The organism is Sanguibacter sp. Z6_81 (assembly GCF_057180625.1).
In genome coordinates this window covers 304,402-318,902 of record NZ_JBXUFV010000003.1, presented here as the reverse complement: position 1 = coordinate 318,902, position 14,501 = coordinate 304,402, and the positions used below count along the sequence as shown (strand labels likewise).

The 14,501-nt window shown below is 72.7% G+C and carries 12 protein-coding genes; 4 read left to right on the top strand and 8 right to left on the bottom strand.

Annotated features, from left to right (window positions below):
* Positions 1-8 precede the first annotated feature (8 nt).
* Positions 9-788: a hypothetical protein gene (locus tag AC2AXK_RS09875; RefSeq protein WP_484345193.1), complete on the bottom strand. Its 780-nt coding sequence runs from the start codon at positions 786-788 to the stop codon at positions 9-11.
* A 187-nt stretch (positions 789-975) separates the two neighbouring features.
* Between AC2AXK_RS09875 and AC2AXK_RS09870 the strand changes: the two genes are divergently transcribed.
* The 4 genes from AC2AXK_RS09870 to AC2AXK_RS09855 are packed head-to-tail and all read left to right on the top strand — an operon-like array spanning position 976 to position 4,437.
* Positions 976-2,067 (top strand): LacI family DNA-binding transcriptional regulator, encoded by a 1,092-nt coding sequence (locus AC2AXK_RS09870; RefSeq protein WP_484345192.1) that lies wholly within the window; start codon positions 976-978, stop codon positions 2,065-2,067.
* Positions 2,064-2,462, top strand: a complete 399-nt coding sequence (locus AC2AXK_RS09865) for a globin (protein ID WP_484345191.1) — start codon at positions 2,064-2,066, stop codon at positions 2,460-2,462. The genes AC2AXK_RS09870 and AC2AXK_RS09865 overlap by 4 nt, the downstream gene beginning before the upstream one ends.
* A gap of 7 nt (positions 2,463-2,469) precedes the next feature.
* Positions 2,470-3,417 carry an acyl-CoA thioesterase gene (locus AC2AXK_RS09860; RefSeq protein WP_484345190.1) on the top strand — a complete coding sequence of 316 codons (948 nt, stop codon included), beginning with the start codon at positions 2,470-2,472 and terminating at the stop codon, positions 3,415-3,417.
* A gap of 36 nt (positions 3,418-3,453) precedes the next feature.
* Positions 3,454-4,437 carry a DNA topoisomerase IB gene (locus AC2AXK_RS09855; RefSeq protein ID WP_484345189.1) on the top strand — a complete coding sequence of 328 codons (984 nt, stop codon included), beginning with the start codon at positions 3,454-3,456 and terminating at the stop codon, positions 4,435-4,437.
* A gap of 131 nt (positions 4,438-4,568) precedes the next feature.
* Here the strand turns inward: AC2AXK_RS09855 and AC2AXK_RS09850 are convergent, their stop codons facing one another.
* The 7 genes from AC2AXK_RS09850 to AC2AXK_RS09820 all read right to left on the bottom strand — a co-directional run bounded on the left by AC2AXK_RS09850 (position 4,569) and on the right by AC2AXK_RS09820 (position 14,463).
* Positions 4,569-5,063 carry an acyl-CoA thioesterase gene (locus AC2AXK_RS09850; protein ID WP_484345188.1) on the bottom strand — a complete coding sequence of 165 codons (495 nt, stop codon included), beginning with the start codon at positions 5,061-5,063 and terminating at the stop codon, positions 4,569-4,571.
* A 35-nt stretch (positions 5,064-5,098) separates the two neighbouring features.
* Positions 5,099-6,724: a GTPase gene (locus tag AC2AXK_RS09845; RefSeq protein WP_484345187.1), complete on the bottom strand. Its 1,626-nt coding sequence runs from the start codon at positions 6,722-6,724 to the stop codon at positions 5,099-5,101.
* Positions 6,721-8,667 carry an ABC transporter gene (locus AC2AXK_RS09840; protein WP_484345186.1) on the bottom strand — a complete coding sequence of 649 codons (1,947 nt, stop codon included), beginning with the start codon at positions 8,665-8,667 and terminating at the stop codon, positions 6,721-6,723. Before AC2AXK_RS09840 ends, AC2AXK_RS09845 begins: the two co-directional genes overlap by 4 nt.
* Positions 8,668-8,713: 46 nt before the next feature.
* Positions 8,714-10,396 (bottom strand): energy-dependent translational throttle protein EttA, encoded by a 1,683-nt coding sequence (ettA, locus tag AC2AXK_RS09835; protein WP_484345185.1) that lies wholly within the window; start codon positions 10,394-10,396, stop codon positions 8,714-8,716.
* A 181-nt stretch (positions 10,397-10,577) separates the two neighbouring features.
* Positions 10,578-11,126 (bottom strand): single-stranded DNA-binding protein, encoded by a 549-nt coding sequence (locus AC2AXK_RS09830; protein WP_484345184.1) that lies wholly within the window; start codon positions 11,124-11,126, stop codon positions 10,578-10,580.
* Between the two features lie 101 nt (positions 11,127-11,227).
* Positions 11,228-12,775, bottom strand: a complete 1,548-nt coding sequence (locus tag AC2AXK_RS09825) for a GTPase (RefSeq protein ID WP_484345183.1) — start codon at positions 12,773-12,775, stop codon at positions 11,228-11,230.
* A gap of 23 nt (positions 12,776-12,798) precedes the next feature.
* Entirely contained in the window at positions 12,799-14,463 is a 1,665-nt protein-coding gene (locus tag AC2AXK_RS09820; RefSeq protein ID WP_484345182.1) for a GTPase, read from the bottom strand.
* Between the last annotated feature and the right edge of the window lie 38 nt (positions 14,464-14,501).

The following is a 14,501-nucleotide window of genomic DNA, read 5'->3' as shown; positions in this document are numbered from 1 at the left end:
AGCGTGCCTCAAACGACCGCGCTGGGAGCTCCGGGCCCGGCCCGGTCGGTGAAGCGCAGCTCGATCTCCCGCAGCATCCCCCGGGTGTTCCACGCGACCGCCGTGACGGCCAGCGGGGCGAGGAGCAGCACGACCCATCCGGACGTGACCGCCAGCAGGAACGCCGCGGTGAAGACGATGAGCAGGTTGACCATCGTCGTGCGCGGAGACGCCCCGACGAAGTAGAGGGCGAGCCTGACGAGGTCACGCTGGCGGAACGTGAACGCCGTGCTGATCGCGAGCATGTTCACGAGCCACAGGAGCATGACGAGCGCGAGGAACGGCAGGGCGATGCGGAGCGCGACGTCCCCCACCGGGCCCCCCAGGCGCACGTCGCGGACATCTCCGAGCAGGAGCGCCAGCACGATCACGGCAGGGATCCAGTGCACTGCCGTGCTCGTCGCGTTGAGCCGGTACCCCCGCAGGAACTCCTCGACCGGACGGGACGCACCGTCGCGCAGGCTCCTGCGGACACAGTGCAGAGCAGCGGAGAGGGCCGGTCCGAGCGAGAACGCTCCGATCGCCAGCAGGATGCCGTTCGGTCGGTCGTCGGCGAGCAGCGCGAGGGCGACGATCATGGGCAGCGCGGCGACGAGGAAGCACCCTTCGAGCGCCACGACCCAGTGCGCGGTGCGTCGGAGCCCCGCCTGCGGGGCCAACGGGGTCGAAAGGACGTCCGTGGGGGTCGGCTCCTGCGGGTCGGCCCCGTCGGCGTGTGCACGGTGCTGCTCCGGCTCGTTCGTCGTCATGGCACCACGATCGCACGGTGGACAGGTGGCGCGGCGATGCGTACCACCCCGCGTAGGATCACACCGACCGGATGACGGGCACCGACGCACGCCGACGCACACAGTTGCGCCGTCGACCGGGCCCGCGGACCCGGATCCGGTTCCGCTTCGACGAGAACCGAGTGGAGCGACCGTGGAGTCCACGCCGATGACGATCTCGAAGATCGCCGAGGCAGCCGGGGTCTCGGTCCCGACCGTGTCGAAGGTCCTCAACGGCAGGGCCGACGTCTCCCCGGCCACGCGTGCCCGGGTCGAGGCACTCATCGACAAGCACCAGTACCGACGCCGCCGCGCCGTGAGCTCACCAGCGACCGCGGGAGGGATGCGCACGATCGACCTCGTGTTCCACGAGCTCGGCAGCCCCTGGGCCGTCGAGATCATCCGGGGGGTCGAACGGGTCGCCCGGGAGGAACGCCTCGCCGTCGTGCTCGCCGAGTGCGGCGGTGCCCGCACACCGCGCCAGGAATGGCTCGACGGCGTGCTGGCCCGCAAGCCCGACGGTGTCGTCATGGTCTTCGCGGACCTCGACCCGTCCCAGCGGCGCCAGCTCGAGACCAGGAACATCCCCAGCGTCATCGTCGACCCCTCCGGTGAACCGACGATCGACGTCCCGTCCGTCGGCTCCGCCAACTGGAACGGAGGGCTCGCCGCGACCCGGCACCTCCTCGACCTCGGGCACCGGCGCATCGGCGTCATCGGCGGACCGGCGAGCGTGTGGTGCTCACGGGCGAGGATCGACGGTTACCGGTCCGCGATGGAGGAGGCCGGCATCGGGTTCGACGAGACCCTTGTCCGGCAGGGCGACTTCGGCGTGGACAGCGGCCACGAGCAGGGGCTCGAGCTGCTCTCCCTGCCCGACCGACCCACCGCCGTCTTCGCGGGCAGCGATCTGCAGGCGCTCGGGCTCTACCACGCGGCGACAGAGCTGGGACTACGCGTGCCGCAGGACGTCTCCGTGGTGGGGTACGACGACCTGCCGGTGGCGGCCTGGATCAACCCGCCCCTGACGACCGTGCGCCAGCCTCTCATCGAGATGGCGGACCACGCGACCCGCCTCGTCCTGCGCCTCGCCCGCGGGGAGCGTCCCCCCACGACCCGCATCGACCTCGCGGCGACCCTCGTCGTGCGCGCCAGCACGACCGCTCCGCACGCACCCGCCTCCGGCTCCGGCTCCGGCTCTGGCTCTGGCTCTGGCTCTGGCTCTGGCTCTGGCTCTGGCTCTGGGATAGTGGACGCGTGACACACGAGCCCGTCCCCCCGCCGTCGTTCTTCGAGCAGATCGGTGGTCACGAGACCTTCGTCGCCCTCGTCGACGCCTTCTACGACGGTGTCGCGAGCGACCCCGTCCTCGCCCCGATGTACCCCGAGGCCGACCTCGCGCCCGCGAAGGTGCGACTCACCGGGTTCCTCGAGCAGTACTGGGGCGGACCGACCACCTACTCGCAGGAACGGGGTCACCCCCGCCTGCGCATGCGGCACGCCCCCTACAAGGTCAACCCGGACGCCCGCGACCGCTGGCTCGCGCACATGCGCGCAGCGGTGACGAGCCTGCACCTCGCGCCGCTGCACGAGGCGACGCTGTGGGACTACCTCGAGCGCGCCGCGCACTCGCTCATCAACACGTTCGACGAGTAGGAGGCCCATGAGCGCCCCGACGACCCCGCCGCACACCCCCGACGACCGTGGCCCGCGCGCTCCGGACGACCTCCCGGCAGCCCCGGACTCCGTCGAGCTGGATCCCCTGGCCCACCTGCTGAACGTCCTCGAGCTCGAGTACCACGGTGCCGAGACCGGCGAGGACGTCTACTCGGGCTCGAGCATGCACCAGCCGAACGGACGGGTCTACGGGGGGCAGGTTCTCGCGCAGTCGCTCCTCGCGGCCGGAGCCACCGTGGACCGGGGCCGGCTGCCGCACTCGCTCCACGGGTACTTCCTGCGCGCAGGCGACGTCCGCCAGCCCGTCGACTTCGCGGTGGAGCGCCTGCGGGACGGGCGCTCCTTCAGCGCCCGGCGCACCCACGCCTACCAGGGCGGCAAGCCGATCCTGTCGATGATCGCCTCGTTCCAGGAGGAGCAGGACGGCATCGAGCACTCCTCCAGCATGCCGGAGGTCCCCGGCCCGGAGGAGGTGCGCTCCGTCCAGGACGAGCTCGGCGGGATCGACCACCCGGTCGCCGAGTTCTGGTCCCGGCAGTCAGCCTTCGACATCCGGCACGTCGACGGGTCCCTCTACCTCGGGCCCGCCCAGGAGCAGACCGACCGGCAGTGCGTGTGGATGCGCTCCAAGGGACCGGTCCCGGGCGGCCAGCTCGTGCACCGTGCCCTGCTCGCCTACGCCTGCGACCAGGTGCTCCTCGAGCCCGTCCTGCGGCGCGGTGGGCACAGCTGGATGACCCCCGGCCTGAGCATCGCGAGCCTCGACCACGCGATGTGGTGGCACCGGGAGGTGCACGTCGACGACTGGCTGCTCTACGTGCAGTCCTCGTCCTCTGCCCAGGGTGGACGCGGCCTCACCTCGGCGCGCGTGTTCTCCCGCTCCGGGACGCTCGTGGCGAGCATCGCTCAGGAGGGCATGATCCGGGTCCCCTGACGGGCGTGCTGGTCCGGGACCCCTCAGACTCTCCTCATGCCCCGACTTCGTCGCGTCTCGGTCTCCCGCCCGGGCCTCTCCCGCCGCACGGCCGGCCGCGGCTTCACGTACGTGGACGCCGACGGTCGACGGATCACCGATCGCGTCGTCATCGAGCGGTGCACGGCACTGGCCATCCCGCCGGCCTGGAAGGACGTGTGGATCTCCCCGTGGGAGCACGGCCACATCCAGGCGTTCGGGCACGACGAGGCGGGACGGGGTCAGTACCTCTACCACCCGCAGTGGCGTGCCCGCCGCGACCGCGCCAAGCACGATCACGTGCTCGAGGTCGGCGCCCGGCTGCCCGCCGCACGGGAGCGGGTCGCCGAGTGGCTCGCTCTCGAGGGCATGCCCCGTGAGAGAACACTTGCCCTCGCCTTCCGGATGCTCGACGTCGGGTACTTCCGGCTGGGTGGGGAGGTCTATGCCGCCCAGAACGAGAGCTACGGTCTTGCGACGATGCGCAAGGAGCATGTCCAGGCACGCCGCGACGGCTCGCTGCACTTCTGCTTCCCCGCCAAGTCCGGGAAGGTGCGCGACGTGACCGTCGAGGACCCCGACCTCCACGCGGGGGTCCGGGCCCTGCTCGCGCGGCGCGGCGGGGACCGGCTGCTGGCGTGGCGCGAACGGGCGCGTCCGGCGACCTGGCGGGAGATCACCTCGGCGGACCTCTCGGCGTTCGTCAAGGAGATGCTCGGGGCCGACGCCACGCCGAAGGACTTCCGGACGTGGCACGCGACCGTGCTCGCCTCACGGGGTCTCGCGGAGGCCGGGCCAGCGCCGCGGTCGGACCGCGCTCGCCGCTCGGTCGTCGCGGGCGTCGTGCGCGGTGTCGCGGACGAGCTGGGGAACACCCCGGCCGTGTGCCGCGCGTCGTACATCGACGCCCGCCTGTTCGACCTCTGGGAACGCGGACGGACGATCCCGCCCGGGTGCTCGCCGCAGGACGCGGAGCGCGCGGTCCTCGAGCTCCTCGGCTGACGCCCGGGAGCAGACGTCACTCGCTCAGGCGCACCTGAACGTCCACCGGCCCAGCGGCGTCGGAACGCGCAACAGGCTCAGCGCCGTCGGAACGCGCAACAGGCTCAGCGGCGTCGGAAGGCGCAACCGGCTCAGCGGCGTCGGAACGCCACAGGCTCCTCCACGAACGGCGACCACGCCTCCCGCTCGGTGGCCGTCAGACGGCGGGGCGCACCGGTGGCCGCATCGATGACGACGATGGTCGTCGTCGCTCGTGCGCACGGGGTAGCGCCCGTCCCCGGGCCGGTCCGCTCCCCCACTCCCGACGCGTCGTCGTGCACCTCGTAGCAGACCTCGAGGCTCGCTCCGCCGATCCGCCCGATCCACAGCTCGATGCGCAGCGCCTCCCGCGTGAAGGCCACCGGTCGCAGGTACTCGATCTCCTGGCGGGCGACGAGGGTGTGCGACGTCGCGTCGGGGCCCGAGTCGAGCACGGCCGTCGGCCACGGGGCACCGGCGCCGGGCTGGCGCCAGAACACGGTGATGCGCGCCTCCTCGAGCAGCCGGAGCATCTCGACGTTGTTGACGTGCCCGTAGGCGTCGAGGTCGGACCAGCGCAGGTGGACAGGGACGTGGAGTCGGGTCATGGGGCTCAGTCAAGCACCCGTGCGGGGGCGTACGGTCAGCGTCCCGCGATGGCGGCTGCGGCACGGCACTCGTCGAGGAGCCGCCGGTGCTTCTCCACCGGCCCGACGACGTTCTCCACCGCGACCATCTCGATCTGGGTCCGCAGGCGACGGGCCGCCCGACGGGCGGCCCGAGAGGCGCCGACCAACGCGAAGACGCGGGACAGCAGCGCTGTGACGACACCGAGGACGACCCCGCCGACAGCGAGCAGCGTCGGGATCGGGAAACCCTCGATGTCGGGCGAGTTCGGCACGGGGATCTGTGTGAAGGCGAGCACGGCGAGCGCACCGAGCCACGCGAGCCCCGCGAGGAAGAGCCCGAAGAACACCCACTGGACGACCGAGACGACGCGCCACCAGGCGGGACGGCTGGCGCCGTCCAGCTCGGTGCGGGCGACGGCCTGGTCGAGCGCGTCAGGCAGGCCGTCGTACCGGACGGCGTCGCGGGTGCGCAGGACCCAGCGGGCGGGGGCACCCGCGGAGGCCGCGTCGACGTAGCTGCGCACTGCTGTCTGGCACCGGGCCGCCATGGCCGCGTCGGTTGCGGGCAAGGAGGTGCGTGTGAGCTCTGTCGCGGCCGCGCGCCGATGGAGGTTGAGTCGGCGCAGCGGATCGGCGCGGAAACGCCCTGCCCACCGGGTGAGCGGCCACCCGGTGGCGGCATGGGCACGCAGGAGCGAGGAACCACGGACGGCGTCGACGACCACGTCGACGCGCGCGGCCTCCTCGAGTCCTTCGAGGAGGCGGTCCCGCGCGTCCGCGGACGTCCCGGCCCGTGCGCTGCTGCCGGTCTCCTCCGCGATGGCCGCGGCCGCAGCGCGCACATCCGCGACGAGTCGTTCCGCCGACGCGGCCCGCTTCGCCGCCGCCTGGGTGAGGAGCTCTCTCAGCTCACCCATGCCCTGGCCGGTGAGCGCCGAGACACCGAGCACGGGTGCGGCGGCCAGTCCGTCCTGGACGACGAGGCGTCGCAGGTCGGCGAGACACTGCTCCTGGTCGGCCGGGGAGAGCCGGTCGATCTGGTTGAGCACGACGACGACGACGTCCGCGTGACCGGCGAGCGGCACGAGGTAGCGCTCGTGCAGTGCCGCGTCTGCGTACTTCTGGGGGTCCACGACCCACACGAGCAGGTCCGCGCGCTCGACGAGCCGCTCCGCCCGCACACGGTGCTCGACGACGACCGAGTCGTGGTCCGGGAGGTCGAGGAGCACGAGACCGCTGTGGTCCTCGTGCCCGTCGAGGAACGTGCGCCGGCTCACCTCGAGCCAGTCGAGGAGAGCACCGGCACCGGACGTCGACGGATCTTCGACGTCCCACACCGCAGCGAGCGCCCGTGACGTGGTGGGTCGTTGCACCCCTGGCTCGGCGATCTCCTTGCCTGCGAGCGCGTTGAGGAGCGTCGACTTGCCGGACCCGGTGGAACCGGCGAGCGCGACGACCGTGTGGTCGACGGACTGGGCGGCGCGCGCCCGCGCGTGGTGCACCGCCTGGGTGCCCCGGTCGAGCGTGGAGGTGCTCAACCAGCCGCGTCCGGAGTCGAGCGCGATCTCGAGCGCCGCCACGCGGCGACGCAGGTCTTCTCCGCGGCCGCGCCACCGAGCGGCCTCACGGAACCGCTTCACGTCTGCTCCGTCCGGGGGGTGCGGTTGAGGATCCGCCCGAGCAGCCCACCTCGACCGGTGCGCGCGGGCGCGGGGCGCCGGTAGGGGTCGTCGACGACGTCGAGCTCTGCCCCGCGCAACCGCCCCAGGCGTGGGTCACCGTCCGACGCGTACGGCGGAGAGTCCAGCGGGACGCGCGTGGCGTGCAGTGCGGGCCTGGCTGCCCGCCCGGCACGCTCGGCCGCGGACGCGGTCTGCACCCCCTGGGCGGCCAGGCGCAACGGTGCCCCGCTCGACCGCCCGGCACCCGCCGTGTCCAACCGGTCGGTGAACCTCGCCGCCTCCGTCCCGAGCAGCGCGTCGACGCGGGCTGCGAGGCTCTCCTCGGCGGCGCGCGCCAGGGACCGCACCGCCTCGTCGCCGAACACCGCCTCGAGAAGGCGCTGGGCGAGGAGGGCCGACCCGCCGGCGATGCCCACCTCCGCACCCGTGAGTCCGCCGGTCTGGGCGAACACGACGACCATGAGGGCCGCGCCGAGACCGTTCACACCGATGGCCAGCACCCGTGCACGTCCGCGCTTGTCCGCCCCGCGCTCGCTCACGAGCGTGAGGACGTCGGCCTGCCAGGCCCGGATCTCGGTAGCCAGGTCTGCACGCAGGTCGGTGGATGCTCGGGACAGCTCGAGGCTGTCGAGCAGCACCGACCCGGCTGGGTCGCGGTGCCAGTCCGCGTAGGTGCGCTCGGCAGCGCGGTCGGCGGCGTCGAAGATGATGGCCTCGAGGCTCGTACTGATGGCTGCGTTGACGCGAGGCGCCGCAGCACGACCCCGGAAGAACCCGGCGACCCGGTCCCGCAGCATCGCGATGCGCTCCTCCACGCCACGCATGAAGTCGCCCGTCCCGACGAAGTCCTGCCACCTCGAGAGCACCTCGCCGCGCAGGAGGGACCCGTCCGACGTGGCGTCCGCGACGTCCCGGCCCGCGCGCGCATACGCGGTGTCGACGAGCTGGCGCAGGTGCGCGTCGGCGGCGCGCTGGGAGTCTGCTGCGTCCGCGAGGGTCATGGCCCGACCCGCGAGATCGTCGATCACGCCGTCCCGGGTCGCGGTGATGATGGCGTCACGCGCCGCGTCGTCCCCGCTCACAGCGGTGAGCCAGCGGGAGATCGGGGCGACTGCGTCACGCGGCAGCATGCCGTCCACGAGCGGGGACTCGGGCACGAGGAACACGGGCGCGTCGCCCAGGCCGTGGTCGGCGAGCATCTGTCGGAGGTGGTCGCGGACCACCTCCGCACCGGGATCGACCCGGTCGATGACGATGGCGACCTGGGCGCGGCGCGCCGCACCCTCCTTGAGCATCTCCCACGGGACGGCATCGGCGTACCGCGCGGCCGTGGTGACGAACAACCACAGGTCCGCCGCGGCGAGCAGCTGTGCGGCGAGCTCCCTGTTGCCGACGACGACCGAGTCGAGATCAGGGGCGTCGAGCAGCGCGAGCCCCTGGGGCACGGCATCGGTCGGGACGAGCCGGAGGGCCGGCCCGCTCGAGCCACCGTCCTCGCGTGGGAGGTGCGGGAATATGCGGTCCGTGACGAACCACGGGGTGTCGAGCGGGTGGTGGACGAGCACCGGGGAGCGTGTCGTGGGACGCAGGGCGCCGGGCGTCGTCACGTGCTGGCCGAGGACCGAGTTCACGAGCGTCGACTTGCCGGCTCCCGTCGAGCCCCCGACGACGACGAGGAGCGGCGCGGCGGTGGACTGGAGGCGCGGCAGGAGGTAGTCGTCGAGCTGCGCCAGGGCGTGCGCGCGCTCCCGGCGCGCCGCGGGGGCCGTGACGGTCTCGAGAGGCAGCTCCAAGGAAGCGACCTCGCTACGCAGCACGGCGAGGGCGTCGGCGAGCGCAGCGAACCCTGAGGCCCCGTCCTGCTCGCCGGGGCCGGTGGTTCCGCGGTCTGGGTCGGACATGTGTGCAGTCTGCCCGATAACCGCGGAGCCCACCGGCCCAGGGGCGTCAGTCGCGGGTGAGCTTGCGGTGCGTGACTCGTGTGGGACGCGCCGCGTCGGGCCCGAGCCGGGCCACCTTGTTCTCCTCGTACGACGCGAAGTTGCCCTCGAACCAGTACCAGCTCGCGGGGTTCTCCTCCGTACCCTCGTAGGCGAGGATGTGGGTCGCCACCCGGTCGAGGAACCACCGGTCGTGGGAGACCACGACGGCGCAACCCGGGAACTCGAGGAGCGCGTTCTCGAGCGATCCGAGCGTCTCGACGTCGAGGTCGTTGGTGGGCTCGTCGAGGAGCAGGAGGTTCCCGCCCTGCTTGAGGGTGAGCGCGAGGTTGAGGCGGTTGCGCTCACCACCGGAGAGCACCCCTGCCGCCTTCTGCTGGTCGGGTCCCTTGAAGCCGAACGCCGCGACGTACGCACGCGAGGGCATCTCGACGTTGCCGACCTTGATGTAGTCGAGCCCGTCGGAGACGACCTCCCACAGGGTCTTCTTCGGGTCGATACCGCCGCGCGACTGGTCGACGTAGGAGATCGAGACCGTCTCACCGATCTTGAGCTCGCCGCCGTCGAGCGGCTCCATGCCGACGATGGTCTTGAACAGGGTGGTCTTACCGACACCGTTCGGCCCGATGACACCGACGATCCCGTTGCGCGGGAGGGTGAAGGACAGACCGTCGATGAGGGTGCGTCCGTCGAAGCCCTTGTTGAGGTCCTTCGCCTCGATGACGATGCTGCCCAGGCGCGGGCCCGGCGGGATCTGGATCTCTTCGAAGTCGAGCTTGCGGGTGCGGTCGGCCTCCGCCGCCATCTCCTCGTAGCGCGCCAGGCGGGCCTTCGACTTCGTCTGGCGGCCCTTGGCGTTCATCCGGACCCACTCGAGCTCGTCCGCGAGGCGCTTGGCGAGCTTCTGGTCCTTCTTGCCCTGGACCTTGAGGCGCTCGCCCTTCTTCTCGAGGTACGTGGAGTAGTTGCCCTCGTACGGGTACAGGCGTCCGCGGTCGACCTCGCAGATCCATTCCGCGACGTGGTCGAGGAAGTACCGGTCGTGAGTGACGGCGAGGATGGCGCCCGCGTAGGAGGACAGGTGCTGCTCGAGCCAGAGGACCGACTCGGCGTCGAGGTGGTTGGTGGGCTCGTCGAGGAGCAGGAGGTCGGGCTTCTGCAGGAGGAGCTTGCAGAGGGCGACACGGCGGCGCTCACCACCGGAGAGCACGGACACGTCCGCGTCCGGCGGCGGGCAGCGCAGCGCGTCCATCGCCTGCTCGAGCTGGGCGTCGAGGTCCCAGGCGTCGGCGTGGTCGAGGGCTTCCTGGAGCTCGCCCATCTCCGCCAGGAGGGTGTCGAAGTCCGCGTCGGGCTCGGCCATGAGCGCCGAGATCTCGTTGAACCGGTCGAGCTTGCCCTTGATCTCGGCGACCGCCTCCTCGACGTTGCCGAGGACGGTCTTCTCCTCGTTGAGGGGCGGCTCCTGCAGGAGGATGCCCACGGAGTACCCCGGCGAGAGCCGGGCCTCGCCGTTGGACGGCTGCTCGAGGCCCGCCATGATCTTGAGGATCGTCGACTTCCCGGCACCGTTGGGGCCGACGACGCCGATCTTCGCTCCGGGGAGGAAGTTCAGGGTGACGTCATCGAGGATGACCTTGTCACCGTGCGCCTTGCGCGTCTTGTACATGGAGTAGATGAACTCAGCCACTGGCTCTCTGTCCGCCTCAGGATTGATTGCGCGGCGTGCTCGCCGCCTGGGTCAGGGTCGGCCCGCCGGGGTCCGCCCCGCGTCGTGCGCAGGGGCGGACCTCGGACGGGTTGCTCGACCCCCCAGCCTACGCGGTCCCCCCGGCCCCACGGGCGGAGGTCCGCAGGTCCCGCCCGCCGGCTCAGCTCGACTGGAGCTCGGGGACGGGGGCCTCGGCCGTGCTCGCGTCCGCCGCGTCGTCGGCGGGCAGCGTGGGTTCCGCCGGGGGCGCCGACGCCCACGGGTCGTCGTCCTCGGGCGCCGGCGCCGCGTCGACGCCGTCCGCGGTCCCGGGCCGGAGCCCTTCCGCTGCGCCTGCGACCTTCGTGTGGACGGTGTGCCGGAACGTCGCCTGCCCGCGCGCGAGGTCCGGGCCGAGCGCGTCAGCCTCGATGACGAAGGACGTCCGTGGTCCGTCGGGCGACATCCACTCGTCGCTCGTGAGGGCCCCGTGCACGAGGACCGGGTCAGACTTGCGCAGCGACTCGGCGACGTTCACCGCGAGAGTGCGCCACGCCTTGACGGTGAACCATGTCGTCGGGCCGTCGACCCAGCGGTCCTCCGCCCGGTTGAAGTACCTCTTGGTGCTCGCGAGCCGGAAGCTCGTGAAGTCCGTGCCTGCGTCGGAGACGAAGTGCTTGGGCTGGGTGCCGACCCAGCCCGCGACGGTGACCTTGGTGTCCGTGCTCATGGGTCCTCCTGCGACGAGGGGACGACCGCGTGCCGTCCCGGTGCAGGCAACAGTGGAGGTGGCGACGCTCGCACGCGCCGGACCGGCACGCGGCGTGTGGATCAGACCTCGGCAGGGATCCCTGTGGGGGACGTCTCACGCGCCGACAGCGCTGACCGGCGGACGTCCGCATGCTCGTCGAGCACCGTCTGGGCCGGTTCGACGAGCATCCGCGTCGCGACCGAGGACAGCGCGTCGAAGGCCGCGGCCCGCAACTCCTGGGCGCGCCGGTCCGCCAGCGCGGCACGCAGACGGGTGGCGACGACCAGGGCGGTCACCGCGCCCGCAGCGGCGAGCACCGCGAGGACAGCCGTGCCGAGGAGAGCCCCGGAGGCGACGTCGATGACGCCGACGCCCATGAGGAGCGCCACGAGGCCGGCAACGAGGGCGATCCCGCCGAGCACCCACCCGAGAACTCCTGCGCGCCGGGCTCCGGGCGACCCGGTGAGATCGACCGGAACCTCTCCGAGCGCGGCCACGACCGCCGCCGACAGCTGTGGGTGCCCGGGCACGGCCGCATCGACCGACTCGGCCCAGGCCGGCCGCATGCCCTCCGTCACCCGGCTCACCCACCGGCTGCGCAGGACGCGCACCGCAGACTCCTGCGGCGCGCGGAACGTCGGCGCGGCGGACTGCCGGGTGCCGCCGAAGCGCACAGCGCCCCGGACGTCGTCGACGACGGCCGCGACGCCCGCCACGGCAGCCAGGCGGTCGACCTCGCCAGCCAGGAGGGGGCGGGCGTCCGTGACCGTGGTCGCCGGCACCTCCTCGGCGATCCGCCGACCCTCGCGGTCGAGCTCGTCCGCGAGGCGACCGGCCGCGACACTCCTGCGCGCCACGGCCGCGCGCAGCGTCTCGCGGAGCTCGGCAACACCCTCCCCCGTCTGCGCGGAGATCGTCCGGACGTCCACGCCGACGAGCCCGTCCGCCTCCAGCAGGCGGGCGACGTCGGCGACGAGCGCGGGACGGCCCGACTCCGGGACCGTGTCGATCTGGTTGAGCACGACGATCATCGACGCCTCTGCCCCGGCGAGCCCGCGCAGGTACCCGGCGTGCAGGGCCTCGTCGGCGTACTTCTGGGGGTCGACGACCCAGATGAGCAGGTCGACGAGGGGCAGGATCCGGTCCACGATGTCGCGGTGGGCGGACTTCACGGAGTCGTGGTCCGGCAGGTCGAGGAGGATCAGCCCGGTGAGGGGCTGCTCTTCCTGCGCGTCGAGCTCGCTGCCGCGGATGATGCGCCGCTCAGGGTCGACCTCGAGCCAGTCGAGGAGCGGCCCGGCGTCGTCGCTCCACGCGCACGCCGTCACACGTGCGGTCGTCGGACGCCGGACGCCGACGTCCGCGAAGCTCAGGCGCGAGAGCGCGTTGAAGGTGCTGGACTTGCCCGAGCCGGTACCGCCGGCGAGGGCGACGACCGTGTGGTCCACTCCGAGGGCGAGTCGCTCGTCTGCTCCTGCGAGGACGGCGAGGGCGTGCGCCGCGACCTGGGGGTCGAGCCTCCCGCCAGCGACCTCGAGCGCGTGACGGAGGTGGGCGACGTGGGCCGCATACCGCGCACCGTCCGGTCCCGTCGGGCCCTGCGGCGGTGTCGGCTCGGTCTGTGGCACGGGCTGCTCCTGGGGTCGGACGGTCATGTGAGCTGGGAGAGCTCCGCGAGACGCACCCGCAGTCCGACGGCGGCGTCGTCCGCGAGGGCTCGGACCGCGAGGGCTGTCCGCACCGGGAGGATCTCCTCGTCGACCAGCGTAGCGGCGGCAGCGGCGAGGTCCTCGGTCGTCGGCGCCACGAGGTCGCGCCCCGCGTTCCCCAGGAGACGACCCACGAGCGCCTCCGCGTCGTCGTGCCCGACGGCAGCAGCGACGAGGAGCGCGTGCAACCCGTCGGCACCGAAGGCGCGCATCGCGGCCGCGACCTGCTTCGTCCCGAGATCGAGCGCGTCGATCCGGGCCCGAGCCGCAGCGAGCCATGCGTCCACCACCCGCTCGCACCGCGCCTCCGCGGTCGCCGCCGACGGCACCGGTGGCAGGACGGTCACGCCCCCCTGCACCCCGACGAGCGCGTCGACCAGCGCCGTCCGCGCGTCGTCGAGGGCGGCGGCCACCGCAGCGACGGCTGCCGCGCCCACCGCCGTCACGAGGGGCGCGAGCGCCTCGGCACGGGCACGGCCGCGCCGCGCCGACCCACGCGCGAGCCCGGACCGGGAGATCGCCTTGTCGAGACGCGCCGGTCGCACGAGCTGGGACCACCGGGCTTCGACCGCGCCGCGCGCCAGGGCGCCCGACCGGACGACGTCACCGACCGCCTGCGAGACGGGTGGTAGCGCGGCCTGCGCAGCGGCGGCGACGCGCTGCCCGGCGAGGACCTGGGCCTCGACGTGCTCGGTGAGCTCTTCGACCCACGGCGGCAGGGCGACGAGCGAGCCACGCAGTGTGCGCAAGATCACGGTCCGGGCGCGGTCGGTGCCTCCGAGCGTCGTCAGCCACCGGCCGATCGGCGCGACGGACGTGGCCGGGAGGAGCCCTTCGTGCGGCCCCGCGTCGGGCACGACGAACAGCGGGACGTTGTCCATGCCGTGCTCGCGCAACCGCTCCAGCAGGTCACCCCGCACGGTCGTCAGGGAAGCCGCTGGCGCCCTGTTGAGAACCATGGCGACGGTCGCGCCACGCTCGGTCGCACCACGCAGGGTCATCCAGGGCAGCGCGTCGCCGTAGCGCGCCGCGGTCGTGACGAAGAGCCAGAGGTCGGCTCCCTCGAGCAGGCGGGCGGCGACCTCCCGGTTCTCGTCGAGCACCGAGTCGAGGTCCGGGGCGTCCAGCAGCGCGATGCCTCGCGGGACCTCCGCGCTCGCGACCGAGCGGATCGTCGTCTCGAGGGGCGTCCCCGCGATGACCTCGTAGTCCTGCGGGTTGTAGGCGAGGACCGGCTCCCGCGTCGTCGGCCGGATGACGGACGCGCGCGAGATCTCCTGCCGCAGGAGGGAGTTGATGAGGGTCGACTTGCCAGCGCCCGTCGATCCCGCGATGACGACGACGGCGGGCGACGACAGCTCCTTGAGCCGCGGCAGCAGGTGGTCGTCGAGCTGGCCGAGCAGCCGGTCCCGCTGGGCCCGGGCCTGGTCGACGTCGGAGATGTCGAGAGGGAACTCCAGGGCGGCGACGTCACGCCGCAGGTCGGTGACGACGTCGAAGACGGTGAAGTGCGGTTCGACCTCGTCGACGCTGCCCGACGCGTGACGCCCGGGCGCTACGCCGCGCTGGGGGTCGCCGGGACCGCTGGTGATAGTCACGGTCGTCATTCTCGCAAGGGACCAGGACTGCACCAAACGCGCGCGCC